The organism is Pseudomonas sp. B21-019, from assembly GCF_024749225.1.
In the GTDB taxonomy this organism is placed as follows: Bacteria; Pseudomonadota; Gammaproteobacteria; order Pseudomonadales; family Pseudomonadaceae; genus Aquipseudomonas.
In genome coordinates, this window is record NZ_CP087193.1 from 4,871,156 (window position 1) to 4,895,350 (window position 24,195).

The window sequence follows — 24,195 nt, forward strand, 5'->3', positions numbered from 1 at the left end:
TAACAGCCGTCGTCCTCTCACACCACCGTAGGTACGGAGACGAGCAAGTCCAGGCACTTACAGTGGCAAGGTATTGCAGTGCTTGATCTCCTTGAGCGAAAAACCGGTGTACATTTCCTTAATATTGCCGAGCGTACGTACGCGATGCATGGCGAGTTCATGGAATGCCTCCATGTCTTTGACGACTACCTGCAGGAGGTAGTCGTATTTCCCCGACACTTTGTGACAGGCAATAATGTTGGGCAGCGCCAGGACGCCCGCTTCGAAATGTTCCATGGCTTGCTCGGAGTGACTATCGAGGGTGACGCTGATGAAAGCAAAAAGTCCCAGCCCTATGGTCTTCGGGTTCAAGTGCGCGTGATACCCGACAATCACCTCCTCTTCCAGGCGCTTCAGGCGCTTCCAGCAGGCTGGCGCTGACAGGCAAACACGAGCGGCGATCTCGGCGTTCGTCAGGCGACCATTCATTTGCAGAATTTCCAGAATTGAACGATCAACCTTATCCATTTCCGCCATGTGTTCTCTCCGTTTAACAATGAGTACGCGGTAGGGCGATTGGCCCCATCCCGCAGGTCCTTGATCAAGCATCCATTTCCAGAAACTACAAATATTAGAAAGAAAATTACATAAAGAGCACGTTTTGGATAATTAACGACTGAAAAAAAATCAAATACAGAGCCGTTTCGAAAGCTAATTTTCGAGGCGCTGAAATACAATTTCTTGTCGTTTCCGACACCCAAGCCACTGGCTCTGACAATAAAAATAAGTAACAACGGAGGCAATATTGAGCATTTTCAGAACAAAAGACCTGGACGCAATGATTGCTGCTACCCGAGCTCCTGCCGGGTTGAAAAAAGTGCTGGGACCGATGGATCTGGTCCTGATTGGTATCGGTGCAATCGTGGGGACTGGCATCTTTGTATTGACCGGAACCGGCGCATTGACTGCGGGACCAGCCCTCACGGTTTCATTCCTGTTAGCGGCGTTGGCCTGTGCATTTGCAGCGCTCTGTTATGCCGAGTTCGCCTCATCTGTACCGGTAGCAGGCTCTATTTACACCTACAGCTACGCGACGCTGGGAGAGTTGGTGGCCTGGATGATCGGCTGGGATCTGATGCTCGAATACGGACTGGCCAGCTCGGCTGTGTCTGTTGGGTGGTCGGGTTACTTCCAGTCCCTGCTGAGCGGATTCGGGCTGAGTCTTCCGGTTGTACTTACGGCGGCTCCAGGCTCTTTGCCTGGCGTGGAAACCTGGTTCAACCTACCCGCGCTGGTGATTATGCTGGCGATTACCTGGATGCTTTCTATAGGCATCAAGGAATCCGCGCGCGTAAACAACGTGATGGTGATCATCAAAATCGCCGTGGTGCTGCTCTTCATCGCCGTTGGTGCGCGACATGTTCAGCCGGCTAACTGGCAACCTTTCTCTCCCTTCGGCGTCAATGGCATTTTGAGTGCTTCTGCCTTGGTTTTTTTTGCTTTTATTGGTTTCGATGCGGTTTCCTCTGCCGCCGAAGAAGTGAAAAAACCGGCGCGTGACCTCCCCATCGGTATTATCGGTTCCTTGGCCGTTTGTGCGGTGTTGTACGTTGCCGTTTCAATGATCATGACCGGCATCGTGCCCTATGCCCAATTCCTTGGCGTTGATCATCCGGTCTCATTGGCGTTGCAACATGCCGGTGAAAGCTGGGTTGCCGGGTTCGTTGATTTAGGCGCAATCGTTGGCATGACGACTGTCATTCTGGTGATGGCTTACGGTCAAACCAGGATCATCTACGCGATGTCGCGCGACGGACTGCTTCCCCAGCGCCTTTCCAGGGTTCATACACGATTCGGCACCCCATTTTTCGCCACCTGGATGGTCGGAATAGTCTTCGGGCTGATCTCGGCACTGATTCCGCTGAACGTCCTCGCCGAGTTGATCAACATCGGTACGTTGGCCGCATTCAGTCTGATCTCGGTGGCAGTGATCGTCTTGCGCAAGACCCGACCCGATCTCCCTCGCGCATTCAGATGCCCGGGCGTGCCCATTGTTCCATTGCTCGCCATCGCGTTCTGCGTAACCTTGATGACCTTCCTCAAACAGACGACCTGGCTGGCATTTGGGGCGTGGTTGGCAATTGGCCTGGTGATCTACTTCGCCTATGCGAGACGCCGCTCGTTATTGCATTAATCCAGCATTTCGTCAGGTCTCTTTGGAGTGTCAATCAACCTCCAATAGTTTTCAGGTGCGAAACTGCACTCCAGTTGCGCACCTGATTGCATTCGCCAGTCAACCCTCACCTCATTTGTCCTGTTTTTAGACCCAGGAGAGCAGTGGCGCGCATTTGCAGTGGCACGCGAACTCTATTTATTCAGTTACCCCATTTAGCTCATGACCTAGGCCCGCCACGGTGGAAGAGCCCCTTCGAAAAGTGAAAAGGCTCGATGCAGGAAACCGTTGAAGCGAGCGGCATCACGCCGCAGCCCTGCCTGCTGACCACCAATCAGGCACAGATGGGCCACCTGAGCAATCACTTCTGCTTGGCCTGGCATATGGACCAAGCGGCGGCACGTGCGTATCGCGAAGTCCAGTCGTCTTGTATCAACACGCTGCTGAAACTCGCCTACCAACGGATCATGCAGCGACCAGGCTCGGATGGAAATTTCCCGCCCAGGTTGTTTCTCAGCGGCAATACTCAAGTAGCGTTTCAAGGTTTCGCCCGCGCTACGACCCTGCGCCGCATAAGCGAGCATGCGCTCCGTGTAGTCTTCTTCCCAAGCGGCCAGCAAGGTGCGGACAAAGTCTTCGCGATTGCGGAAATGGTGATAGAACGATCCGCGGGTCACATTCAATCGGCGCGATAGACTCTCGGCCGAAACGCCGATATGCCCTATTTGGTCGAGGGCCTCAAAACCAGCCGCGATCCAATGGTTACGAGTTAGTTTTCTCACCCGTTATTTCGCTCCATGTTTAGCGCCATACAGACTGTGTATGGTGCACAACCGATTGATACGCTGCGAACACCAGCAAAGATGGCCGTTGCGTTTTGCACGCCAGCACTTTTCATGGAGCTCGCCTTGAAGAAAATCGTTCTGGTTGCTTTCGACCAATTCACTGATATCGACCTATTCCTGATGTGGGACATCTTAGGCCGCAACACCGAGGACTGGCACGTCCGAATATTGGGTTCCAGCTCTATCGTGAGATCGGCGCACGGCCTGCCTGTTTCGGTGCACGGTCCGCTTTCCGAGGCCAATAGCGCCGACGCGGTATTGTTCGTCAGCGGCAAGGAAGGGATACCCGCTGCACTTGCCGCCCCAGATTTCCTGCCGTCGTTTGAACTTGACTCCAGACGCCAGCGAATCGGCTCAATATGCGCCGGAGCTTTCATTCTCGAACGGCTTGGGCTGCTCAGCGGCCAAGCAACTACACACCCGGATGCACGATCGAACTTGCAAGCTCTGGGACTTGAGTCCATGGACCAGCCTCTTGTCTGCCAGGGGAACGTTGCAACCGCTGGCGGATGCCTTTCGGCGCTCTATCTGGTGGGATGGTTGGTTGAATCCTGGTTCGATGTCGACAAGCGCCGTGCGACGTTGCTCCCTGTTCTGCCAGCCGGGCAGCAAGAGCTCTATGATGCCTTGATCGGGCTCAGTATCCGACAAGGAGAAGTTGGCGCCTCAACAACATCATCGCAACAAGAAACGCGACATGGCATGTCGTCTAATTGGTAGTTAGAACTCAGGAGAGATCCCCGATGCCCCGAGAATTTGAGCTCATTATGTCCGTGCCAGTCCCCTCGACGTCCGGCATCACCCACCTTTACAAGTCGATGAACCTGGCGGACGCTTTTGCGATTCGGCTCCCAGCGGGCACATCTGGCAATCCAGATTTGCTAGCTCGATTCATCCTTTCCCACCAGCCATCCTGGATCGGATGGCTCATGAAAGTCCGAGACACTATCGCTGCCTGTTTTGGTCTCAAGACCGCCAAACATTTGGCATCACTTGCTAATCGGATTGGAATCTTCAAGGTCTACAGCACGAACCAGACTGAAATCGTGTTGGGAGAGGACGACAAACACCTCGACTTCCGGATATCGATCCTATGTTCTGGAGGGGCAGAGCCAGAAGGCCGTCGCCAACTCGTTTTTTCAACCGTGGTCCAGTGCCACAACCGTCTAGGCCGGGCCTACATCTTCGTTATTGCCCCATTTCACCGCTTGGTTGTTAAGGCCAGCCTCCTCCGTGCTGCGCGCATCGGTTGGCCTCTGGCTACCTGCCCCTAAGGCTGAGAGCGCTGTGTGCCCCCCTGAGGTCTAACCCTTCCATCGAAGGCTGTTCTGGCAAGCCTGGCCAAGTCTCTCATGTCAAACGTCAGGCCTCTAAGATGCATTCAATATCTCTACGGCGCACCACAAAGAACCGGCCTCAAAGGCCGGTTCTTTTTATGGTACGCATCCAACAGTGCTAGTCGTAATAGCCAACAGTCTTCTTCAAGTGGTCCGAATAATCGTAAATCTCATCAACCGATCCAATTGGAGATTTGAATCAATGCTGAGCCATGCCCCCGCGAGTGACCAACGTCAATCGCGGGGCATGCAGCTAACGACTGGCTTGCAGCGCCCTGGCCATTTGCAGATGGTTTTGCAGCTTGGGCAGGGTTTCTTCGGCGAACGCTTTGATTTGCGGCACGTCCGTGGTCTGCGCTTGTTGTTGAAGTTGCTCGATGGCTTCTTGGGTGGTTTTTACCTGACTGTCGACGTACGCCTGATCGAAAGAGGTATCGTCCTTAATCTCCGGTATCAAGGCTTTGGCCTTGTCGACCACCTCTTCGCGTGGTGCGACCGGTAAATCGAGTAGCCTGGCAATTTTCGCCAGATGCTGGTTGGCGGTGGTGCGATCGTTGATCACCACGATGGTGTAATCCTTGACCTCCTTGGATGCGGTTTTCTGGTGCGCCAGGCGGCTGGCTTCGATGTCGGCCATGCCTTGGGCCGACGCCTCATTGACGAATTCGGCGGGAGACTGGGCAAAGGCATTGGTGGCGCACAGGCCCAATAACGTGGCAAAACCGGCATTGCGTAAACGGGTGGCCATCCAGCTCATGGTCGCGCCCTCCTTCTTGAAATTCAAACGGGAGCTTGCGCCCCCGTCTATTAAACAAAACCACCTTCACCTGTTACCGAGACTTCTGACCGCCTTTGCGGCCCATGCTTCCTTTCGAAGGGTCTTTATCAACGGTCGTCGTGGTGGTTTTCCCACCTTTGCGACCCGCTTCAGACGCCTTGGTTCGATCGTTGGCGAAGCCTCCCGGGTTCGGATTTTTTGAAGTAGGCATGGTTCTCATCCTCTTGGTGATGATCACAGCGAGCAATCGCCCGCATAGGATATGAATTTCCATGCCCAAAAAGGTTTAGAAAACCTGGCAACGCCGCGACGAACGGTGACGGATTTTCAGACCCCGAGACGTGAATGGTGCTGGCGCTTGGCGGCGTACATTGCCTCATCGGCATGCCTGAACAACTGCTTTTCTTCGGTGCCATGCTCGGGGTATCGCGCGACGCCGATGCTCGGCTGGATCGTCAGGTTGTGCCCGTCCAGACGCAGGGGCTGAACCAGCACCTGGCGGATTTTCCCCGCCACATTCTCGGCATCTTCGGCGGCGTGGATGTTGTGCAACAACACGACAAATTCATCACCGCCAATGCGCGCCACCGTGTCAGTTTCGCGCACGCAGCCCTTGAGTCGATTGGCGACCGCTTGCAGCAGCATGTCGCCGACCGCATGACCGAAGGTGTCATTGACTTGCTTGAAGCGGTCGAGGTCGACATAGAGCAACGCCATTCGACCGGAGTCTGCCCGGGCCAGCGCCAGCGAAGCTTTGAGGCGTTCGCGCAACAATTCGCGATTGGGCAGCTGAGTCAGTTGATCGTACTGGGCCATGCGCTGGAGCCGGGCGTGCAATTGCTTGCGTTCGATCGCGGTCGCGACCTGGGCGCAAACATACTGCAGCAACTCCTTGTCTTGTTCGGTGTAGCGCTCGCCACCCGGCACGCTTTTGACGATCAGCGCGCCAATGGTGCCGTTCTGCGAACTCAATGGCACGCCCAGCCAGCAGGGTGAATCCTGGCCCTCGACCAACGCTGCAAACCCCTCCGGCAGATTGTCCTGATCCGGGGTCAGCAGAATCGGCAAGCCACTGCGAATCACTTCTGCGCACAAACGCCCGGTAACAGTCCCGGGATCCTCGGGTTGCAGCTCATGGTCGTCGACGTGATAGGGGAAATTCAGCTGCGCACAGTGCTCGTCATACAGTGCCACGGAGAAATTCAACGCCGGCAGCCATTCGCCGATGATCGAATGGATGCGTTTGAACAGCGCCAGCAAATCTTCCGCCGCGTGGGCCGCTTCGGAGATCGCATACAGCGCCGCTTGTCGGGACTCGGCCTGTTTGCGCTCGGTGATGTCGCGCGCCACGGCGATACGCAACTGATCGACCTCCGACCAGCGTGCCGACCAGAGAATGTGCGCCACCCGGCCGTCCTTGCGCAGGTAACGATTTTCAAAGTTGAGCTTGGGTTCGCCCCCCATGATCTCTCGCGCGGCATCGAGGGTACGCTGTCGGTCGGCAGGGTGAACCAGGTCGATCATCGACTGGCCGATCAGCTCGTCGGGGGTGTAACCGAAAATGCGCTCGCAGGCCGCGCTGACAAATACGAAGCGACCTTGTTTGTCCACCGCACAGACGGCGTCCAGCAAGAGATCGATGTAACTCGCCAGTGGCGCGGAATTTCTGGTTTCCATGATGCCGAGAGCATGTCCGGATAATGCAACATTGAACAACCCTCCCTGACCGGTCATACGCCCGAGCGATGACTGTGCAGCCGACGCTTCCCTGCGTTCAGCCTCAAGCCTTGTTCGTCACCAGCCCCGGAAGCGCATGCACCAGGGCATTGATGGCGAAACCGATGAACATGACCCCGCACAAGCGGGTGATCGCCAGTTCATGACGCTGATACAACGTGCGCACCTGACGCGCACCGACGATGCCAATGAGAATAGCGTAGGCCAAAAGGCCACCAATGAAGCTCAACATGATCAACCAGGGCAACATGGACCAATGCAGCAACTCTGCTCGACTGGACAACAGCGCAGTAAAGGTCGCCACCGCCACCGGATAAGCCTTGGGATTGGTCAGGCCGAACAGGATGCCGTGCCAGAACGGCTGCCGCGCCGGCCCCTGAGGCGCCTCGGCACTGGCGCGACGAGCGCGAACCGCGCGCAGGCCCAGCCAGAACAAGTAAAGCCCGCTGAGCACACCCAGCACATCGAAGGCAGTGCTGCCGATTTCCCGCGCACCGACAATCGCAATCAGTGCAGTGCTGCACCAGACCACGTCGCCCAGCAAATGCCCGCACAGAAACCCCGCCCCGGCCCGCCGTCCGCGTGCCGCGCCGATGCCGAACACCGCCAACACACCGGGCCCCGGCGTAATGCCATAAATGAAGCCCGAGGCGAGAACGGCCATTAGCAGCGATGGAGTCATGGAAATTCCTGAGGACGCCGGGTGAAGGGGCGCAATTCTATCTCAGGACGCCGAACATCGACTCACTGATCGTCGAAGAACTTCATCCCCGCATAGGGTCGCTGCCGACAAGCCGCCAGCCGCGACGCCAGAGACCCGACATGCGCCTCGAGCTTGTGCCCGTCCGGGTCGAGAAAATAGAACGACGCACCTTCGCTGCGGTTATCCCGCCATTCCCGCACGTTGGCGGATCGCAGGCGTTCGACGAACGGCAGGAAGTCCACAGCTTCGAGGCTGAAGGCGTAATGGGTGTAGTCGGCGGCCGGCGCGGACTCGCGCAGTGGATCGAGAGAAAGGCACAGCCACAGACCGGGTAGCGAGAGATAGGCGCCGGTGTCCCAAGTGGCTTCAAGCTGAAGTTGCAGCAGATCGCGATAGAACGCCACGCTGCGGTTCAGGTCAGTGACGGCGAGGGTCAGGTGGTTGAGGCCGGTCAGCATGGATCCAGTAACCTTGAGTCGCTCTGGGTGGTTGCAAACGGAGAGTACAACTGAAACGCCCTTAAGCGTAGAACCACCAGGGCTTTGTTGGCTGTGAATCAGTCTTCGCGGGCAAGCCCGCTCCCACATTGACCGCGTCAGGCACAGGATCTGTGTCCGACGCCAAACCTTGTGGGAGCGAGCCTGCTCGCGATGGAATACGGCCCAGCACTGCACGTTTCAGAACTTGTCGAGCGTGCGCAGCTTCTGCGGCAACCCCCACAGCAACAATGCAGCGGCAATCAGTGCGGCGACGCCGATGACGTACAGCGCCGGGGTGGTGCTGCCGGTCAGGTCTTTGATCCGCCCGACCATGACCGGGCTGACGATCCCACCGAACTGGCCAAGGGTATTGATCACCGCGATCCCGCCAGCGGCGCCTGCCCCGGCACCGGCCAGGAGTTTCGGTGGCAGGGTCCAGAAGCTCGGGATGGACGCGATGATCCCCGCACCGAGCAAGCCCAGGGCAACAATCAGGAAAGTCGTGTGGTTGGCGAAAATTCCTGCGCAGAAGAAACCCACCGCGCCTGCCGCCACCAGACCTGCGACAAACTTGCGCCGCTCACCGGTGGCGTCGGATAACCGCCCGATCACCACCATGCTGATGGCGCCGCAGATGTAGGGAATGGCGGTCAGCAAGCCGATCATCACCGGGCTCTCGGTGCCGGCACTGCGGATCAGTTGCGGCGCCCAGAAATTCAAGCCGTAGGATGCCACCTGAATCAGAAAGTAGATCAGCCCCAGCATCAGGAAACCCGGAATCCGGAGTGCGGCCAGCAAGGAGCCGCCGCTCTTGTGGGGTTCGTGGTGTGCGATACGGCTGGCGAGCAGTGTCTTCTCCGACGGGGTCAACCAATGGGCATCTTCGATGCGGTCCTTGAGCACGGTCAGCACCAACAAGCCAAGGCCGATGCAAGGAACGCCACCGAGCAGAAACAGCCAATGCCAGCCGCGCATATCGAGGAAGCCATCAAGGTGTTGCAGCACCAACCCGGAGAACGGTGCGCCAACCAGCCCGGCAAATGCCGACGCGAGAAACAGCATCGAGGTGATGCGCCCGCGATAGTGCTGCGGGAACCACAGCGTCAGGTAATACAGCACGCCCGGCGCAAAACCCGCCTCCATCGCACCGATCACGAAACGCAGGGCGTAGAACTGCCATTCGCTGTTGACGAAGACCATGGCCGCCGTCGCGAGCCCCCACGACATCATGATCCGGGCGATCCAGCGCCGGGCACCCACCTTGTAAAGCATCATGTTGCTCGGCACTTCAAAGATCACATAACCGACTACAAACAGCCCGGCGCCGAGGCCGTAAGCGGTATCGCTCAGGCTCAGGTCGGCCTGCAACTGGAACTTGGCGAAGCTGATGTTGATGCGGTCGAAAAATGCGAACAGATAGCAGACCATGATCAGCGGCATCAGTCGCCAGGCGACTTTGCGGACCAGGGCTTTTTCGGCGTCGTGACTAACGGACGGGCTCACGCCCGCCTCCAGAACATTGAGGCTCATCGTGGTTTCTCCAGGCAGACGTCCCGTGGGCGTCCGATTGTTTTTGTTGTCTGGTTCGTTGCGGCTTTTTCAGGAGTTTGTTCGGTGGGTTCAGGACGGTGTCGGGTGCAGGTCGCAGTTACGTCCGGCCTTGGCGAGCTGCCCGGGCACTTCATGGCCCAGCAATGCAGGTAAGCCTCGCGACAATCGCAGCAACAACGGCAAGTCGATGCCGGTGTGAATGCCGACTTCATCGCACAGATTGACCAAATCTTCGGTGCAGATATTGCCCGAGGCACCCGGTGCAAACGGGCAACCGCCAAGGCCTCCGAGGGCTGCGTCAAAGCGCCCGGCTCCGGCCTCGTAAGCTGCCAGGACGTTGCACAGACCGAGGCCGCGCGTGTTGTGGAAATGCAGGGTCAGATCAGCCGGTGAAACCCGTTGCAACACCCGTCGCACCAAGCGATCGACCTGGCGTGGATTGGCCATGCCGGTGGTGTCGGCCAGGGTAATCCCCGTAATGCCGAGCTCCTGATAAGCCTCAACAATTTGCAGCACGCGGTCCTCATCGATCTTGCCTTCGAACGGGCAACCGAAAGTCGTGGCGATGCTGCCGTTGAGCCGCACCGGCGTGCCGCGAACGAACTCGACGATCTCGCCGAACGCAGCCAATGACGCCTCGCAGCGCATCCGCATGTTCGCCAGGTTGTGGGTCTGGCTGGCGGACATCACCAGGTTCAGCTCGTCGGCCCCCGAGTCCAGTGCTCGTTGTGCGCCTTTGAGGTTAGGGATCAACGCGACATAGATCACGCCCGGCTGTCGGGCGATGCCCTTGAACACTTGCTCGCCATCGCGCAGGGCCGGAATCGCCTTGGGAGAAACGAACGAGCCGGCTTCGATGCGGCTGAACCCCGCCAGCGACAACTGATCGATCAGCGCAATCTTGTCGGCGGTTTCGACCCAGGTCGGCTCGATCTGCAAGCCGTCACGCGGGGAGACCTCCTGAACGATCAGGGTCTGGGAATAATCAGTGATCATTGCACCACCCCTTCAGCTTTCAACCGTTCGATGTCCTGGTCAGTCAGGCCCAGCCCCGCGAGGATGCCGTCGGTGTGCTGACCCAGGCTCGGCCCCGACCAGTTCACGCCACCAGGGGTCTCGGACATTTTCGGTACGATGCCCGGCATCTTCACCGAGGCACCGCCGGGCAGTTCGGCGTTGAGCAGCATGCCCCGCGCCTGATAGTGAGGATCGGCAACGATGTCGGCCACCGAATAGATGCGCCCGGCCGGGACTTCAGCAGCTTCCAGAGCCGCCAACACCTCATCAATCGGCAGGCTGCTGGTCCAGTGGGTAATGGCTGCGTCGAGCACATTACTTTTGGCGGCGCGGCCATCGTTATGCGCAAACTCCCGCGCTTCGGCCAGGTCGGCCCGGCCAATCACCGCCATCAGACGCTTGTAGATCGGGTCGCTGTTGCCGGCGATCACCACGTAGGCACCGTCGGCAGTCAGGTAAGTATTGGACGGCGCAATACCCGGCAACGCCCCGCCACTGCGCTCACGCACATGACCGAGCATGTCGTATTCCGGCACCAGGCTTTCCATGACGTTGAACACGCTTTCGGCCAACGACACATCGACCACTTGCCCGCCGCCCTGCCCGGTCTTGACCCGCAGCAGCGACATCAAGGCACCGATGACCGCGTGCAGCGAAGCCAGGGAATCACCGAGGCTGACCCCCACTCGGGCCGGCGGCGAACCGGGAGTACCGGTGGTATAGCGAATCCCGCCCATCGCCTCGCCGATCGCCCCGAAACCCGGACGATCACGGTACGGGCCGGTCTGGCCGTAACCGGAAATGCGCACCAGCGTCAGGTTGGGATTGAGGGCATGCAACACGTCCCAGCCCAGGCCGAGCTTCTCCAGGGCGCCGGGGCGCAGGTTTTCGATCAGCACATCGGCGTCGCTCGCCAGTTGCTTGACCAGTTCGATGCCTTCAGGGGATTTCAGATTCAGCGCCAGGGACTTCTTGTTTCGCGATTGCAGGTACCACCACAACGAAGTGCCTTCGTGCAGCTTGCGCCATTTACGCAGGGGATCGCCCTGGCCCATGGCTTCGATCTTGATCACTTCGGCGCCGAACTCGGCCAGCATGCGCGCAGCAAACGGCGCGGCGATCAGCGTGCCGATCTCGATCACTTTGATTGCACTCAAGGGGGCAGTCATCGCGGGGGTACCTCTTGTTCTTGGAATATGCGCCAAGGCTAGAGGACCGAGTGGCATGGAATCCAACCTTCTGTTGGCAACGACCGTTCGCGAAACGCGAATGCCTGGCTGGAGATTACCGCGACCTCAAGTCAGGCTTGCCCGGGAAGAGGCCCGTCCATGCAATCGAAAACTGTCAGGCCTGGCCGCGCAAATGCTCAAACAACATCCGGCTCACCGGCGACAGCGCCACTTCATCGCGCACCACCAGAATCAACGCACGATCCGACCAGTCATCCGTCAGCGGCACCGCGTGCAACCCCAGCGCCCGGCCAAACAGTTCGTAGGCCTTTAGCGGCAGGATGCCGATGCCCATGTTGGCCTGGACCATCCGGCACATGGCGTCGAACCCCGGCACATGAATCCGCAACCTCAGCACCTTGCCGGCCTTGCGCGCGGCCGCATGTGTGCGCATGTTGATGGAACTGGCCGAATGCAGACCGACGTAATCGCTGTCCAGCGTGTCGGCAAAAGCCAAGGCCGAACGACTCGCCAGCGGATGATCGGCCGGCATCAGGACGACCAGTTTGTCCTGACGATAAACAACACTGTGCAGCCCCTTGACGTCGCTGTCGCTGGAGCAGATCCCGAGGTCCGCCACGCCATCGAGCACGCCTTGGATCACCCCGCTGCTGGGGCGCTCTTCGAGGTCGGTCTTGACCTGCGGATGGCGCGCGGAAAAGTCCCGCAGGTCTTCGGGCAGGAATTGAATGATCGCCGACAGGTTGGCGAGCATCCGCACATAACCGCGTACACCGTGGCTGTGTTCGCCCAGTTCGAGGCCCATTTTCTCGACGTTAAACAGCATCTGCCGGGCATGGTGCAGCAGGGTTTCACCGGCCGGTGTCAGCGTCATGCCCTTGGCCTGGCGCACGAACAGGCTGATGCCCAGCGCCTCCTCCAGCTCCATCAACCGCTTGCTGGCCGCCGACACCGCGATCGCTTCGCGGGCGGCGGCGCGGGTCAAGGTGCCCTCTTCGTGGACGGCCACAAACAGCTGGAGAGTGATCAGGTCGAGGCGGCGGATCAGGCTTTTTTGCAGCATGGCAGGGCTCGATGATTTCGGTTCGACTGAGTCGGCAGGATAGCCCGGATTAGATTCGTGTCCGCCATCCAATTACCCACAGCACTCCGGGGCATCGCCCTACAACTAATTCTCTTACAACTCTCAGTACTACCGGAAACAGCCGATTCAAAGCCCATCGGGACTCTCTGTAAAGTCTGGCAACACACACAAACTGCAACAAACCCACGGATAGATTCACTCAAGGAATGTCACTCACACATGAGCCAGATACCGTACACGGCGCACACTTTCACCAACTACCGCAAACTCGTTTCATTGGCCGATCATGATTGGGAGACCGCCGAAACCGGAAAAATCGCGGGGCTCAACGTTGAGATAAAAAGTGCCAACCGCATGCTCGATCAGTACGGGAGAGCGTTTCATCATTTCTGTACGACGTCATACCTGGGTCTGGATCACCATCCCGATATTCTCGACGGTGCCATGACCACGCTGTGGGAAACCGGCACACTTCGCATCGCCAATTCCAGGAGCCGCTGCAAGCTGGCGATTCTGGACCAATACGAAACCGAACTGTCCGAGTTGTTCGGCACCAGTTGCCTGAGCACTCTGTCGTGCAGCGCGGCGAGTGCCGGGATCCTGCCGCTGCTGGCCAGCGGCGTATTCACGGAAAATCGCCCTCCGGTGATGGCTTTCGACCGGTTGGCGCATTACTCGATGAATCACCTCAAAGCCGCCTGTGCCGATGAAACGAAGGTCGTGACGTGCCCGCATAACGACATGGACTTCCTCGAGACGCTGTGTCAACGACACACCAGGGTCGCGTATGTCGCCGACGGCGCCTACAGCATGGGCGGGGTTGCGGACATGGACAGCCTTTTGTATCTGAAGGACCGCTATGGGCTGTTTCTCTATCTGGACGATTCCCACGCGCTTTCCTCTGTAGGAACATTCGGCGTCGGTCTTGTGCGTCCCAGGCTGCATACCCTGGATGATGACTGCCTCATCGTCGCCTCGCTGGCCAAGTCGTTCGGCGCCAGCGGCGGTCTGGTGATGCTGGGCAGTGAACGGCAGAAGAAGCTCATTGCGCGTTACGGCGGCCCCAACAACTGGTCGCAAAGCCTGAACAGTGCAGCCATTGGCGCGGGCCGGGCATCCATCCAGCTACACCACACCCTGGAATTCGCCGCGCTGCAGGAAAAACTTCAGGTTAATATCCGCCTCTTTGACAGCCTCATACGAACCGCACAACACAACAGCAACATGGCGATTCGACTGGTCAATTGCGGTGAGGCATCGCTGGCCAACAACATCGCCATTGAACTGGCCAATCACGGATTCTTCACCTCGGCAGTCTTTTTCCCGGTGGTTGCACAAGGCAAGGCAGCCATCAGAATCACCCTGCGCGCCGACATGGGGACGACGCTGATCCGCCATTTCTGTGGACTCATCACCGAGCTTTTACGTGCTCACGGCCGGGACATCGGCGGCTGAAAAAACAGGGAAGATTAAATGAAGAGCAGCACCACCCTCCTGATCACCTGCTGTACGGTTTTTCTCGCCCAATTGGGCATGAGCATTTATCTGTCGGCGCTGCCGGATATTGCCCGGGATCTGTCCGCAGATGCTTCACAGGTTTCATGGGGGTTGGCGGTGTATCTGATCGGCATGGCGCTGCCGATGCTGTTCTGGGGCAGCCTGGGCCAGCGCATTGGCCGCAAGCCGGTATTGCTCGCGGCGCTCGGCCTCTATGGGCTGGGCAACCTGGCCCTGCCTCTGGGCCAGACACTTGAATCGTTCCTGGTTTTTCGCCTGATTCAGGGGATTGGCGCCAGCGGGATTTCAGTCATGGCCCGGGTGCTGATCCGCGACAGTTTTCGCGGCGATCTGCTGGCCAAGGCGTTGTCCTGGATATCGATTTCCTTTGTGGTGGCGCTGGGTATCGGTCAATACCTGGGGTCGATCATCCAGGTGACACTGGGCTGGTCAGCGATTTTCTACTTATTGGGTGGTGTGAGCCTGTTGATGGCGCTGGTGGTGGCGCGGGTCACGTTCCCGATGCTGGCAGAAGAGAACACACCATCATCGGCCTGGACGAGCTACGGGTACATTCTGCGTCATCGGGCCTTCCTGTTACCGGCCCTCGCCGGTGGCTTGGGGTATGGGGTGATTGTCGCGTTCAACACCGCTGCACCGCTGATTCTGCAAGGCGCCTTCAACTGGTCGGCAGTGGAATACGGCTTGTTGGGCTGGCCCATCAGCGCGGCGTACTTTCTCGGGGCCGTGGCGGTCAATCGCTTCGTACTGCAAACCGGTCAGCAATGGCTGATGACGGCGGGCGTCGGGCTGATACTGGCCGGCAGCGCAGTCATGTTGCTGGGTAGCCTCGCAGGCACGTCTATCGCGCTGCTGTTCTGGTTGCCCTATTGTTTTTCAGTATTCGGCCAATCGCTGATTTACCCGATCAGCTTGTCCCTGGCCAACCACGGTTCGCCGGTCGGCGGTGCTTATGCGATGGCGTTGAGCGGTTTCATTCATCAACTGATGGCCGCCGTTATCGGCGGTATCGCCAGCCTGATAGCCAGCCAGCAGGCATGGCCGTTGTCGCTGTTATGCACCTTGCTGGCCTTGGGCGCGTTGCTTTGCGTAGCGCTCGCGCCCGGCCGTCGAACCGCTTAGAACGCGCTGCGGAAAATCTCCTCGATCTGCCGCTGATCCGCCGCCCGAGGGTTGGTCAGTCCACAGGCGTCTTTCAGGGCATTGCCGGCAAGGACCGGGATGTCATTGAGCCTGGCACCAAGCTCACGCAAACCGGCGGGAATGTCCACATCCCTGGCCAGGCTGCGAATCGCCGCGATCGCCGCCTGCGCGCCCTCTTCCGGACTGAGCCCGCGAATGTCGGCCCCCATCGCGTGGGCAATATCGGTCAGGCGAGGGGCGCAAACCAGTGCGTTGAAACTCTGCACATGAGGCAGCAGCACCGCGTTGCACACGCCATGGGGCAGGTCGTAGAACCCGCCTAACTGATGGGCCATCGCGTGAACGTAACCAAGGGACGCATTGTTGAACGCCATGCCCGCCATAAATTGCGCGTAGGCCATGTTTTCCCGCGCGATCATGTCACTGCCGTCCTGCACGGCCTGGCGCAGGTTGTCGCTGATCAATGTGATGGCTTTCAGCGCACAGGCATCGGTGATCGGGTTGGCTGCCGTGGAGACGTAGGCTTCGACGGCATGGGTCAATGCGTCCATGCCGGTGGCGGCGGTCAGGCCCTTGGGCATGGCGACCATCAGTTCCGGGTCGTTGACTGACAGCAGCGGCGTAACGTTGCGGTCGACGATGGCCATTTTTACGTGGCGCGATTCATCCGTGATGATGCAAAAACGGGTCATCTCGCTGGCAGTGCCGGCGGTAGTGTTGATCGCGATCAACGGTAGCTGGGGTTTGGCCGACCGATCGACACCTTCGTAGTCACGGATCGTCCCACCGTTTGTGGCGCACAAGGCGATGCCCTTGGCGCAGTCGTGAGGCGAACCGCCGCCCAGAGACACCACGAAATCACAGCGACTTTCCTTGAGCAGGCCCAAGCCGTGCTCGACGTTGGCGATGCTCGGATTCGGCTTGGCGCCGTCGAAGATCACCGAGTCGATGTCCTGCAACGCCAGTTTCTCGGCAATCCTCGATGCCACGCCAGCCTTGGCCAGCCCGGCGTCAGTGACTATCAGCGCCTTGCGAAAACCATACTTGCCAATGGCGTCCATGGCTTCGTCGAGGCAACCGGTGCCCATGATGTTCACGGCGGGGATGAAAAACGTACTGCTCATGCGCGAGTCTCCTGGCTGAAACCAAATCGGCAATGCCGATTCGGCGGGTGCGCACAGGGTCGACCGATCAGTCACGCGGTATGTTGATCTGGCTCAACGCCCGGGCGTGATAAAGTCGCCGTCCATCAGACCTTTTGCTTCGAGACGACAAACGCAATGACCGATTTCCAGGATGTCGATGCCCAACTTGAAGACTGGAACGCCTTGCGCACCACCGCCTCGTTCGGCGGCCTGCTGGTGGGTAACGGCGCCAGCCGCGCCGTGTGGGACGACTTCGGCTACGACTCGCTGTTCGAAAATGCCCGCACCGTCGAAGAAAAACCGCTGAGCCAGTCCGAGCTGAGCGTGTTCGACGCGATGCAGACGCGCAGTTTTGAACAAGTGCTTGGGGCGCTGAAGACCACCAGCCGGGTCAACAAGGCCCTGGCCGTCAGCTCCGCAGCACCGCGCAATCGCTACTACGCGATCAAGGAAGCGCTGATCAACACCGTGCACGCGGTGCATATCCCGTGGCGGCTGGTGAAGCCTTCGACGCTGGCGACGATCAATCAGGAACTGGGCAGCTATCGGACGGTGTTCACCACCAACTACGACTTGCTCAGCTATTGGGCGATCCAGCATCGGCCGGACGTCGTGACCGACCTGTTCCAGGGTGCCGAACCCGGCTTCGATCTGAGCGCCAGCGCCACCGACAAACCGCGTTTGCTGTACCTGCACGGCGGCTTGCATCTGGTGCGCAATCAGGACGGCACCGCGCGCAAGTTGATGTCGACCGAGGGAACGTTGCTCGGCAATTTCGCGATCAACAATACGATCAAGACCCTCGACGACGTGCCGCTGTTCGTCAACGAAGGCCCGGCGCAAGACAAACTCAAGACCATTCGCAGTTCGGATTACCTGTCGTTCTGCTACGACCAGTTACTCGGCCACGGTGACGGGTTGTGCATCTTCGGGCATGCCCTTGGCGAGCAGGACAGTCACATCGCTCATGCGTTGCGCCAGGCAAAGCCGAAAGTCGTAGCGATCTCGATTTACCCGCGCAGCAAGGCGTTCATCCAGCATCAGAAGCGGCATTACGCGAAGGCGTTCGAGGGGACGGGTGTGGCGTTGCGTTTTTTTGATTCGAAGACGCATGCGCTCGGTAATCCTGAGCTGACCGTGCCGGTCGAGGTCTGACCTGTGGCGAGGGGGCTTGCCCCCTCGCCACAAAGGCCCGATAACCTCATTCCTCGCTGCTATGCACCACCACCAACAACTGCGCCTGCACCTCGCCCACTGACCTGAGGCGATGCGGTTTCTGCGCATTAAAGTGCAGCGCATCTCCACGATTGAGCAGCACCCGCTCGTTCATGAAGTCCACTTCCACCTGCCCTTCATGGACGAACAGAAACTCTTCCCCCAGGTGTTCCTTGAAGGTTTTGTCGGTGAACTCGGTCGGCGGGTAAATGATGAACGGCAACAGGCTGCGCTCACTGACCTGATGGGCCAGTACCGCATAACCCGGGCTCTGGTCGTTGGCGGCCAGGGACTGGCGTTCGTCGCTGCGCACCAGGCTGTAGCTGTCGAGGCTGACGTTGTCTTCGGAAAACAATTCCTCGACCTTCACGTTCAGCGCCCTGGCCAGTTTCAGCGCAGCGGCGATCGAGGGGGTATTCAACCCGCGCTCGACTTTCGACAGATAGCTCTTGGTCATGCCGGATTTTTCGGCCAAGGCCTCCAGCGTCACGCCGAGTTTTTTTCTCAGTAATTTCAAACGGATAGACATGTAGAACGGTTAATCCATCAAGGAGGCAACGATTTGTCCTTGCCAATGACACAAAGTGTCATATAGCCTCTTTAGTGTCATTTGCATGCCCCACCCAAAGGACACCGATATGGCCAAGACATTAGCACTACCCAAAGAGCAACTGGTCAAGCAAGCGCTGACACAGATGCAAAACACCCTGGCGGATAATACGTGGACCGACCGGCAAAAGCTGGCCCTGACCTGCCGCATTCTGTTCGAAAACGGCCACGACTCCGGCCTGGCCGGGCAAATCACCGCTCGCGGCCCGCAGCCGGGTACCTATTACACCCAGCAACTGGGCCTGGGTTTCGACGAGATCACTTCAGGCAATCTGTTGCTGGTCAACGAAGACCTGGAAGTGCTTGAAGGCCATGGCATGCCCAACCCGGCCAACCGCTTCCATAGCTGGGTGTACCGCGCCCGGCCGGACGTGAACTGCATCATTCACACGCACCCGACTCACGTCGCGGCGCTGTCGATGCTGGAAGTACCGCTGCAGATTTCCCACATGGACCTCTGCCCGCTCTACGACGACTGCGCGTTTCTCGAAGGCTGGCCGGGGGTGCCCGTGGGCAATGAAGAAGGCGAACTGATTGCCGGGGCCTTGGGCGACAAGCGGGCGATCCTGCTTTCCCACCATGGCCAGTTGTCCACCGGCGCGACCATCGAAGAGGCCTGTGTCATTGCGCAACTGATCGAACGTGCAGCGAAGTTGCAGTTGCTGGCCATGGCCGCCGGTGCAATCAAACCGATTCTTCCCGAGCTGGGCCGTGAAGCCCACGACTGGATATCCAAGCCCAAGCGCCACGCCGCCGCGTTCAACTACTACGCCCGGCAGAATCTGCGCCAACACGCCGATTGCCTGAACTGACCCCACGCATTCCTGACAGGAGAGACGCTATGTCGACCGCAAACATTCACGGCATCATCGGCTACACCATCACCCCGTTCACCGCCCAGGGCGAAGGCGTTGATCTCGACGCGCTCGGGCGTTCCATCGACCGCCTGATCGATAGCGGTGTCCACGCCATCGCCCCATTGGGCAGCACCGGCGAAGGCGCTTACCTGAGCGACGCGGAATGGGATCAAGTCAGCGAATTCAGCATCCGCCACGTCGCCAAACGCGTCCCGACCATCGTCAGCGTGTCCGACCTGACCACCGCCAAAGCCGTGCGCCGCGCGCGTTTTGCCGAGGCCCACGGCGCCGACGTGGTGATGGTGCTGCCGGCGTCGTACTGGAAACTCAGCGAGGCGGAAATCCTTGCCCACTACCGCGCCATCGGCGAGAACATCGGCGTGCCGATCATGCTCTACAACAACCCGGCCACCAGCGGCACCGACATGTCGGTGGAGTTGATCCTGCGGATTTTCAACGCGGTCGACAATGTCACCATGGTCAAGGAGAGCACCGGCGACATTCAGCGCATGCACAAACTGCAACTGCTGGGCGAAGGCCGGGTGCCGTTCTATAACGGCTGCAATCCCTTGGCGCTGGAAGCGTTTGCGGCCGGCGCCAAAGGCTGGTGCACAGCGGCGCCGAACCTTATCCCGCAGCTCAATCTCGACTTGTACGAAGCGGTATTGGCCAATGATCTGAGCAAGGCTCGCGAACTGTTCTACCGCCAGTTGCCGTTGCTGGACTTCATCCTCAAGGGCGGTCTGCCGGCGACCATCAAGGCTGGTTTGCGCCTGACCGGGCTGGAAGCGGGCGACCCGCGGTTGCCGGTGTTTGCACTCGGCGAGACTGGCCACAGTCAGTTGCAGGGTTTGTTGAACGCGTTGCGCTGATCGTCGGGAACACACAAAACAACAGTGGGAGCGAGCCTGCAGGCTCGCTTCCACATTGGGTATGCGGTGTGTTTAGAACACCGGCAAGGTCTTGTCCTTGATCACCGTGGTCGGGCCGTTGGCCTTGACGCTGGCGATGCCTTTTTCCCTCGCGGCATCGGATGAATAAGACTCGCTGCTGCCGATGATTTGATGGTTGGCGGCCTTGAGGTTGAAGTAAGGATGGCCATCCTTGGTGGCTTTTTTCTCGTAGCGTTCGTCCAGCGGGCTATTGGCCTGGACCGAGGCGATTCCGCTATCGACCGCACCGCGCGTGGTGTACAGCTCACTGACCAGAATGGTTTCGGCGTTGGCCGCTTTCAACACAAACTTGAACTGACCATTGCTGGTTTTGCTCACTTCGTACCATCCAGACATGCTTGTTCTCCTTGGCGATTGAGAGGTTTCGCGCTTCAGAGTAAAGACCAAGCCAGGTTTTCTGTCGCCTGTATCGGCCTCTTCGCGGGCAAGTCGGATCGATACAAAAACCGCCCTACTTCACCACCGCCCGCACCACCGACAACTCAGGTGCCTGCACCCGGCGCTGGCTCAAATAGCGCATGCAGCTGACCCGCAAGAACGAGGCGAAATTCACCACCTCGCCGCGGTAGTCCATCACCTCTTCATACAGTTTGGCGATCAACTGATTGGTGGTCATGCCGTCGACCTCGGCGATTTCGCTGAGGATATCCCAGAACTGATTCTCCAGCCGCAGGGTGGTGACCACCCCGCAGATGCGCAGCGAGCGGGAGCGCGACTCGTAGAGAATCGGATCAGCCTTGACGTAGAGCTCGCACATGGACAGGTCCCTCGTTACAGCGTGATTTTGGTGCCCAGCAACCCGAGAAAACCGGCCAGCCAGCTCGGGTGCGCCGGCCAGGCCGGGGCTGTGGCCAGATTGCCTTGAACGTGGCCTTCCGTCACCGGGATATCGATGTACGTGCCGCCAGCCAGGCGCACTTCCGGGGCACAGGCCGGGTAGGCGCTGCACTCGCGACCTTCAAGAATACCGGCGGCGGCCAGCAATTGCGCGCCGTGACATACGGCGGCGATCGGTTTGCCAGCCTTGTCGAACGCTTGCACCAGCGCCAGGACTTTTTCGTTCAGGCGCAGGTACTCCGGCGCACGACCGCCCGGGATCAGCAGCGCGTCGTAGTCCGCCGCATCGACCTTGGTGAAATCAAAGTTCAGGGCAAACAGGTGACCGGGTTTTTCGCTGTAGGTCTGGTCGCCTTCGAAGTCATGGATCGCCGTGCGCACGGTCTGACCGGCGGTTTTGTCCGGGCAAACGGCATGCACCGTGTGGCCGACCATCAGCAGCGCCTGGAAGGGCACCATCACTTCATAGTCTTCGACGTAATCGCCGACCAGCATCAGAATTTTTTTAGCAGCCATGGGGAGGACTCCTCTGGAAAATGCGTGGGCCTGCAGGAGTATTCAAGGTAGTCCTTATCCGGCGGGTCGGGTAATAACCGACTACTACGAACGATATGAACTGGATTGGCTTTTTGTGGCGAGGGAGCTTGCTCCCGCTGGGGCGCGAAGCGGCCCTACCGGCTTCGTCAATCAATCGATGGTCTCTGGTTTTGCGACTGCTGCGCAGCCGAACGGGACGGTGCGGCGATCCGACAAGCTCCCTCGCCACAGGGACCGCGCTTAACTGTACGGATAACTCTGCACCCAGCTGTAACAGCGGAAAGCCTCAGGTTTATGGCTAGATAAAGAAACTTCCCGCCACCCTGAATTCTGGTCATCCATCATGTCCTCGCGCGAAAACACCGGCATGGCCCTCGGCCTGCTCGGCGTCGTTATCTTCAGCCTGACCCTACCCTTCACACGGATCGTCGTGCAGGAACTCCATCCGCTGCTCAACGGCTTGGGCCGGGCGCTGTTCGCGGCGATTCCGGCAGCGCTGTTATTGCTGTGGCGCCGGGAAAAATGGCCCACCTGGAAACAGGTCAAAGGCCTGACACTGGTGATCGCCGGGGTCATCCTCGGCTTCCCGGTGCTGTCGGCCTGGGCCATGCAGACACTGCCCGCCTCCCACGGCGCACTGGTCAACGGTTTGCAACCGCTGTGCGTGGCGCTGTATGCCGCGTGGCTGTCCCATGAGCGCCCGTCGAAAGCCTTCTGGGCCTGCGCTGCGCTGGGCAGTGCGCTGGTGCTCGGTTATGCGCTGATCAGCGGCGCCGGCAGCATTCAGGCCGGTGACTTGCTGATGCTCGGGGCGATTGCCGTGGGCGGGTTGGGTTATGCCGAAGGCGGCCGGTTGGCCAAGGAGATGGGCGGCTGGCAGGTGATCTGCTGGGCGCTGGTGCTGTCGACGCCGCTGCTGATCGGGCCGGTGTTGTACCTGGCACTGCAACATCAGGGCGAGATTTCGGCCAGGACCTGGTGGGCCTTCGGTTATGTCTCGCTGTTTTCGCAGTTCATCGGCTTCTTTGCCTGGTACGCCGGGCTGGCCATGGGCGGCATTGCCCGGGTCAGTCAGATCCAGTTGCTGCAGATCTTCTTCACCATCGCGTTTTCGGCGTTGTTCTTCGGTGAGCACGTCGAGCCGATTACCTGGCTGTTTGCGGCCGGGGTGATCGTGACAGTGATGTTGGGGCGCAAGACCGCAGTGCGCCCGGCGCAACCGGGCACGTTACCGGCGGGGGTTCAGCTCAAGCCTTAGCGACCAGGAACCCGTCAGCCCGCAGCAGGGTTTCCAGGCAATGCTCGCTGATGTGGTAGAAGTCCTTCAGCTCCTGAATCTTCACCAACAACTGAGCCGGGTCCACCGGCTCGGCGCGTTTGACCGCCAGAATCATCTTGTTCTTGTTGGTGTGGTCCAGTGAGATGAACTCGAACACCTTGGTCTCGTAGCCGCAGGCTTCCAGGAACAACGCACGCAAACTGTCGGTGACCATTTCCGCCTGCTGGCCCAGGTGCAGGCCGTATTGCAGCATCGGCTTGAGCAGCGCCGGGCTCTGGATCTGCAGGCGGATCTGCTTGTGGCAGCACGGCGAGCACATGATGATCGCAGCGCCGGAACGGATGCCGGTGTGAATCGCATAGTCGGTGGCGATGTCGCAGGCATGCAACGCGATCATCACATCCAGCTCGCTCGGCGCCACGCTGCGCACGTCACCGCATTTGAACACCAGCCCCGGATGCTCCAGCTTCGCCGCCGCGCTGTTGCACAGTGTGACCATGTCTTCGCGCAGCTCGACGCCGGTCACCTCACCCTCGGCTTTCAGGGTGTTGCGCAGGTAGTCATGGATCGCGAACGTCAGGTAACCCTTGCCCGAGCCGAAATCCGCCACCCGCACCGGTTTGTCCAGCGCCAGCGGCGAGGAGGTCAGCGCATGGCTGAAGACTTCGATGAACTTGTTGATCTGCTTCCACTTGCGCGACATCGCCGGGATCAGCTCATGCTGGGCGTTGGTCACGCCGAGGTCTTTGAGGAACGGCCGGTTCAGGTCGAGGAAGCGGTTCTTCTCGCGGTTGTGCTCGGCGGACGGCACTTCGCGCAATTGCTGTGGTTTGCTCTTAAACAGCGAAGATTTTCCCTTTTTGCTGTATTCGAGCTGGGCTTCGTCGGTCAGTGACAGTAAATGCGCATTTTTGAACGATGCCGGCAACAGCGCGGCAATGGTCGCCACACCTTCGGCAATCGGCAGGTTCTTGGTGATGTCGCGGGTCTTGTAGCGGTAGACGAAGGACAGGCACGGCTGATCCTTGACCGTCAGCTGCTTGATGATCAACCGCTGCAAGTCCGCTTCGCCACCAACGTACTTGGCCAGCACCAGTTTGATGAAGGCGTTGGCGTCGAGGCTGGTTTGCAGCAGGTCGATGAATTGGGCGTGGTGATCCGGCGCGAGGCTGGCGGGAGTGGCGGTGACAGACATGGAAAAACGGCCTCGGGCGGTGCGAATCGGGGAA

26 protein-coding genes are annotated in these 24,195 nt (G+C 59.2%); 9 read left to right on the forward strand and 17 right to left on the reverse strand.

The window, feature by feature from the left end; genetic code table 11:
- Window positions 1-57: 57 nt before the first annotated feature.
- Window positions 58-516, reverse strand: a complete 459-nt coding sequence (locus tag LOY36_RS21680) for an Lrp/AsnC family transcriptional regulator (RefSeq protein WP_019647950.1) — start codon at window positions 514-516, stop codon at window positions 58-60.
- Window positions 517-784: 268 nt separating this feature from the next.
- On the opposite strand from LOY36_RS21680, the gene LOY36_RS21685 reads away from it, so the two are divergent.
- Window positions 785-2,173, forward strand: coding sequence for an amino acid permease (locus LOY36_RS21685; protein WP_026345686.1), 1,389 nt, complete (start codon window positions 785-787; stop codon window positions 2,171-2,173).
- Between the two features lie 206 nt (window positions 2,174-2,379).
- Here LOY36_RS21685 and LOY36_RS21690 read toward each other — a convergent pair whose 3' ends face one another.
- A complete protein-coding gene (locus tag LOY36_RS21690; protein ID WP_082920900.1) occupies window positions 2,380-2,934 on the reverse strand; it encodes a TetR/AcrR family transcriptional regulator in 555 nt (184 codons plus the stop codon).
- 126 nt (window positions 2,935-3,060) lie between these two features.
- Here LOY36_RS21690 and LOY36_RS21695 point away from each other — a divergent pair, with 126 nt between their 5' ends.
- Together LOY36_RS21695 and LOY36_RS21700 are read left to right on the forward strand one after the other, a co-directional pair.
- Window positions 3,061-3,717: a DJ-1/PfpI family protein gene (locus LOY36_RS21695; protein ID WP_026345685.1), complete on the forward strand. Its 657-nt coding sequence runs from the start codon at window positions 3,061-3,063 to the stop codon at window positions 3,715-3,717.
- Between the two features lie 23 nt (window positions 3,718-3,740).
- Entirely contained in the window at window positions 3,741-4,271 is a 531-nt protein-coding gene (locus LOY36_RS21700; protein WP_019647946.1) for a DUF2867 domain-containing protein, read from the forward strand.
- Between the two features lie 316 nt (window positions 4,272-4,587).
- Here the strand turns inward: LOY36_RS21700 and LOY36_RS21705 are convergent, their stop codons facing one another.
- The 9 genes from LOY36_RS21705 to LOY36_RS21745 form a co-directional block, all read right to left on the reverse strand.
- Window positions 4,588-5,091, reverse strand: coding sequence for a DUF4142 domain-containing protein (locus tag LOY36_RS21705; protein WP_258670867.1), 504 nt, complete (start codon window positions 5,089-5,091; stop codon window positions 4,588-4,590).
- 73 nt (window positions 5,092-5,164) lie between these two features.
- Window positions 5,165-5,323: a KGG domain-containing protein gene (locus LOY36_RS21710; RefSeq protein ID WP_081499461.1), complete on the reverse strand. Its 159-nt coding sequence runs from the start codon at window positions 5,321-5,323 to the stop codon at window positions 5,165-5,167.
- Between the two features lie 116 nt (window positions 5,324-5,439).
- On the reverse strand, window positions 5,440-6,789 hold the full coding sequence (locus tag LOY36_RS21715) for a diguanylate cyclase domain-containing protein (RefSeq protein ID WP_026345684.1): 1,350 nt from the start codon (window positions 6,787-6,789) through the stop codon (window positions 5,440-5,442).
- Between the two features lie 103 nt (window positions 6,790-6,892).
- A complete protein-coding gene (locus LOY36_RS21720) occupies window positions 6,893-7,531 on the reverse strand; it encodes a LysE family translocator (RefSeq protein ID WP_026345683.1) in 639 nt (212 codons plus the stop codon).
- Window positions 7,532-7,593: 62 nt separating this feature from the next.
- A complete protein-coding gene (gene fos, locus LOY36_RS21725) occupies window positions 7,594-8,010 on the reverse strand; it encodes a fosfomycin resistance glutathione transferase (RefSeq protein WP_258670875.1) in 417 nt (138 codons plus the stop codon).
- A gap of 219 nt (window positions 8,011-8,229) precedes the next feature.
- Window positions 8,230-9,561, reverse strand: coding sequence for an MFS transporter (locus tag LOY36_RS21730; protein WP_019580877.1), 1,332 nt, complete (start codon window positions 9,559-9,561; stop codon window positions 8,230-8,232).
- 90 nt (window positions 9,562-9,651) lie between these two features.
- Window positions 9,652-10,578, reverse strand: a complete 927-nt coding sequence (locus LOY36_RS21735; RefSeq protein WP_258670879.1) for a hydroxymethylglutaryl-CoA lyase — start codon at window positions 10,576-10,578, stop codon at window positions 9,652-9,654.
- Entirely contained in the window at window positions 10,575-11,768 is a 1,194-nt protein-coding gene (locus LOY36_RS21740) for a CaiB/BaiF CoA-transferase family protein (RefSeq protein ID WP_258670881.1), read from the reverse strand. The genes LOY36_RS21735 and LOY36_RS21740 overlap by 4 nt, the downstream gene beginning before the upstream one ends.
- A 175-nt stretch (window positions 11,769-11,943) precedes the next feature.
- Entirely contained in the window at window positions 11,944-12,852 is a 909-nt protein-coding gene (locus LOY36_RS21745) for a LysR substrate-binding domain-containing protein (protein WP_019647935.1), read from the reverse strand.
- Window positions 12,853-13,092: 240 nt separating this feature from the next.
- On the opposite strand from LOY36_RS21745, the gene LOY36_RS21750 reads away from it, so the two are divergent.
- Window positions 13,093-14,328 carry an aminotransferase class I/II-fold pyridoxal phosphate-dependent enzyme gene (locus LOY36_RS21750; protein ID WP_258670884.1) on the forward strand — a complete coding sequence of 412 codons (1,236 nt, stop codon included), beginning with the start codon at window positions 13,093-13,095 and terminating at the stop codon, window positions 14,326-14,328.
- A gap of 18 nt (window positions 14,329-14,346) precedes the next feature.
- Window positions 14,347-15,513, forward strand: coding sequence for an MFS transporter (locus tag LOY36_RS21755; protein ID WP_258670887.1), 1,167 nt, complete (start codon window positions 14,347-14,349; stop codon window positions 15,511-15,513).
- Here the strand turns inward: LOY36_RS21755 and yiaY are convergent.
- Window positions 15,510-16,658, reverse strand: a complete 1,149-nt coding sequence (gene yiaY, locus LOY36_RS21760) for an L-threonine dehydrogenase (protein ID WP_019647932.1) — start codon at window positions 16,656-16,658, stop codon at window positions 15,510-15,512. The two genes, LOY36_RS21755 and yiaY, sit on opposite strands and share 4 nt — an antisense overlap.
- 156 nt (window positions 16,659-16,814) lie before the next feature.
- On the opposite strand from yiaY, the gene LOY36_RS21765 reads away from it, so the two are divergent.
- Entirely contained in the window at window positions 16,815-17,834 is a 1,020-nt protein-coding gene (locus LOY36_RS21765; RefSeq protein WP_258670892.1) for a DUF4917 family protein, read from the forward strand.
- A gap of 46 nt (window positions 17,835-17,880) precedes the next feature.
- Here the strand turns inward: LOY36_RS21765 and LOY36_RS21770 are convergent, their stop codons facing one another.
- Complete coding sequence (locus LOY36_RS21770; protein ID WP_019647930.1) at window positions 17,881-18,423, reverse strand: helix-turn-helix domain-containing protein; 543 nt, start codon at window positions 18,421-18,423, stop codon at window positions 17,881-17,883.
- A gap of 109 nt (window positions 18,424-18,532) precedes the next feature.
- Here LOY36_RS21770 and LOY36_RS21775 point away from each other — a divergent pair, with 109 nt between their 5' ends.
- On the forward strand, window positions 18,533-19,315 hold the full coding sequence (locus LOY36_RS21775; RefSeq protein ID WP_258670897.1) for an aldolase: 783 nt from the start codon (window positions 18,533-18,535) through the stop codon (window positions 19,313-19,315).
- 29 nt (window positions 19,316-19,344) lie between these two features.
- Window positions 19,345-20,232, forward strand: a complete 888-nt coding sequence (locus tag LOY36_RS21780) for a dihydrodipicolinate synthase family protein (RefSeq protein WP_258670900.1) — start codon at window positions 19,345-19,347, stop codon at window positions 20,230-20,232.
- A 72-nt stretch (window positions 20,233-20,304) separates the two neighbouring features.
- Here the strand turns inward: LOY36_RS21780 and LOY36_RS21785 are convergent, their stop codons facing one another.
- The 3 genes from LOY36_RS21785 to LOY36_RS21795 form a co-directional block, all read right to left on the reverse strand.
- The gene (locus LOY36_RS21785) at window positions 20,305-20,649 is read right to left on the reverse strand and encodes a YegP family protein (protein WP_019580886.1); all 345 of its coding nucleotides are present in this window, start codon (window positions 20,647-20,649) and stop codon (window positions 20,305-20,307) included.
- 115 nt (window positions 20,650-20,764) lie between these two features.
- Window positions 20,765-21,070 (reverse strand): ribbon-helix-helix domain-containing protein, encoded by a 306-nt coding sequence (locus LOY36_RS21790; RefSeq protein WP_007935755.1) that lies wholly within the window; start codon window positions 21,068-21,070, stop codon window positions 20,765-20,767.
- A 14-nt stretch (window positions 21,071-21,084) separates the two neighbouring features.
- The gene (locus LOY36_RS21795; protein WP_018926842.1) at window positions 21,085-21,666 is read right to left on the reverse strand and encodes a DJ-1/PfpI family protein; all 582 of its coding nucleotides are present in this window, start codon (window positions 21,664-21,666) and stop codon (window positions 21,085-21,087) included.
- A 364-nt stretch (window positions 21,667-22,030) separates the two neighbouring features.
- Here LOY36_RS21795 and LOY36_RS21800 point away from each other — a divergent pair, with 364 nt between their 5' ends.
- Window positions 22,031-22,945: a DMT family transporter gene (locus LOY36_RS21800; RefSeq protein ID WP_019647927.1), complete on the forward strand. Its 915-nt coding sequence runs from the start codon at window positions 22,031-22,033 to the stop codon at window positions 22,943-22,945.
- Here the strand turns inward: LOY36_RS21800 and LOY36_RS21805 are convergent.
- Complete coding sequence (locus LOY36_RS21805) at window positions 22,935-24,161, reverse strand: SAM-dependent methyltransferase (protein ID WP_258670903.1); 1,227 nt, start codon at window positions 24,159-24,161, stop codon at window positions 22,935-22,937. The genes LOY36_RS21800 and LOY36_RS21805 overlap by 11 nt on opposite strands.
- Window positions 24,162-24,195 lie beyond the last annotated feature (34 nt).

Bases quoted from the DNA above. Each gene is read 5' to 3' on its own strand.
- LOY36_RS21790 (WP_007935755.1), bottom strand. From the start codon at position 21,070: ATGTGCGAGCTCTACGTCAAGGCTGATCCGATTCTCTACGAGTCGCGC.
- LOY36_RS21740 (WP_258670881.1), bottom strand. From the start codon at position 11,768: ATGACTGCCCCCTTGAGTGCAATCAAAGTGATCGAGATCGGCACGCTG.
- LOY36_RS21730 (WP_019580877.1), bottom strand. From the start codon at position 9,561: ATGAGCCTCAATGTTCTGGAGGCGGGCGTGAGCCCGTCCGTTAGTCAC.
- LOY36_RS21795 (WP_018926842.1), bottom strand. From the start codon at position 21,666: ATGGCTGCTAAAAAAATTCTGATGCTGGTCGGCGATTACGTCGAAGAC.
- LOY36_RS21710 (WP_081499461.1), bottom strand. From the start codon at position 5,323: ATGCCTACTTCAAAAAATCCGAACCCGGGAGGCTTCGCCAACGATCGA.
- LOY36_RS21705 (WP_258670867.1), bottom strand. From the start codon at position 5,091: ATGAGCTGGATGGCCACCCGTTTACGCAATGCCGGTTTTGCCACGTTA.
- LOY36_RS21805 (WP_258670903.1), bottom strand. From the start codon at position 24,161: ATGTCTGTCACCGCCACTCCCGCCAGCCTCGCGCCGGATCACCACGCC.
- LOY36_RS21700 (WP_019647946.1), top strand. From the start codon at position 3,741: ATGCCCCGAGAATTTGAGCTCATTATGTCCGTGCCAGTCCCCTCGACG.
- LOY36_RS21720 (WP_026345683.1), bottom strand. From the start codon at position 7,531: ATGACTCCATCGCTGCTAATGGCCGTTCTCGCCTCGGGCTTCATTTAT.
- yiaY (WP_019647932.1), bottom strand. From the start codon at position 16,658: ATGAGCAGTACGTTTTTCATCCCCGCCGTGAACATCATGGGCACCGGT.
- LOY36_RS21755 (WP_258670887.1), top strand. From the start codon at position 14,347: ATGAAGAGCAGCACCACCCTCCTGATCACCTGCTGTACGGTTTTTCTC.
- LOY36_RS21775 (WP_258670897.1), top strand. From the start codon at position 18,533: ATGGCCAAGACATTAGCACTACCCAAAGAGCAACTGGTCAAGCAAGCG.
- LOY36_RS21680 (WP_019647950.1), bottom strand. From the start codon at position 516: ATGGCGGAAATGGATAAGGTTGATCGTTCAATTCTGGAAATTCTGCAA.
- fos (WP_258670875.1), bottom strand. From the start codon at position 8,010: ATGCTGACCGGCCTCAACCACCTGACCCTCGCCGTCACTGACCTGAAC.
- LOY36_RS21745 (WP_019647935.1), bottom strand. From the start codon at position 12,852: ATGCTGCAAAAAAGCCTGATCCGCCGCCTCGACCTGATCACTCTCCAG.
- LOY36_RS21770 (WP_019647930.1), bottom strand. From the start codon at position 18,423: ATGTCTATCCGTTTGAAATTACTGAGAAAAAAACTCGGCGTGACGCTG.
- LOY36_RS21800 (WP_019647927.1), top strand. From the start codon at position 22,031: ATGTCCTCGCGCGAAAACACCGGCATGGCCCTCGGCCTGCTCGGCGTC.
- LOY36_RS21750 (WP_258670884.1), top strand. From the start codon at position 13,093: ATGAGCCAGATACCGTACACGGCGCACACTTTCACCAACTACCGCAAA.
- LOY36_RS21780 (WP_258670900.1), top strand. From the start codon at position 19,345: ATGTCGACCGCAAACATTCACGGCATCATCGGCTACACCATCACCCCG.
- LOY36_RS21715 (WP_026345684.1), bottom strand. From the start codon at position 6,789: ATGGAAACCAGAAATTCCGCGCCACTGGCGAGTTACATCGATCTCTTG.
- LOY36_RS21765 (WP_258670892.1), top strand. From the start codon at position 16,815: ATGACCGATTTCCAGGATGTCGATGCCCAACTTGAAGACTGGAACGCC.
- LOY36_RS21785 (WP_019580886.1), bottom strand. From the start codon at position 20,649: ATGTCTGGATGGTACGAAGTGAGCAAAACCAGCAATGGTCAGTTCAAG.
- LOY36_RS21735 (WP_258670879.1), bottom strand. From the start codon at position 10,578: ATGATCACTGATTATTCCCAGACCCTGATCGTTCAGGAGGTCTCCCCG.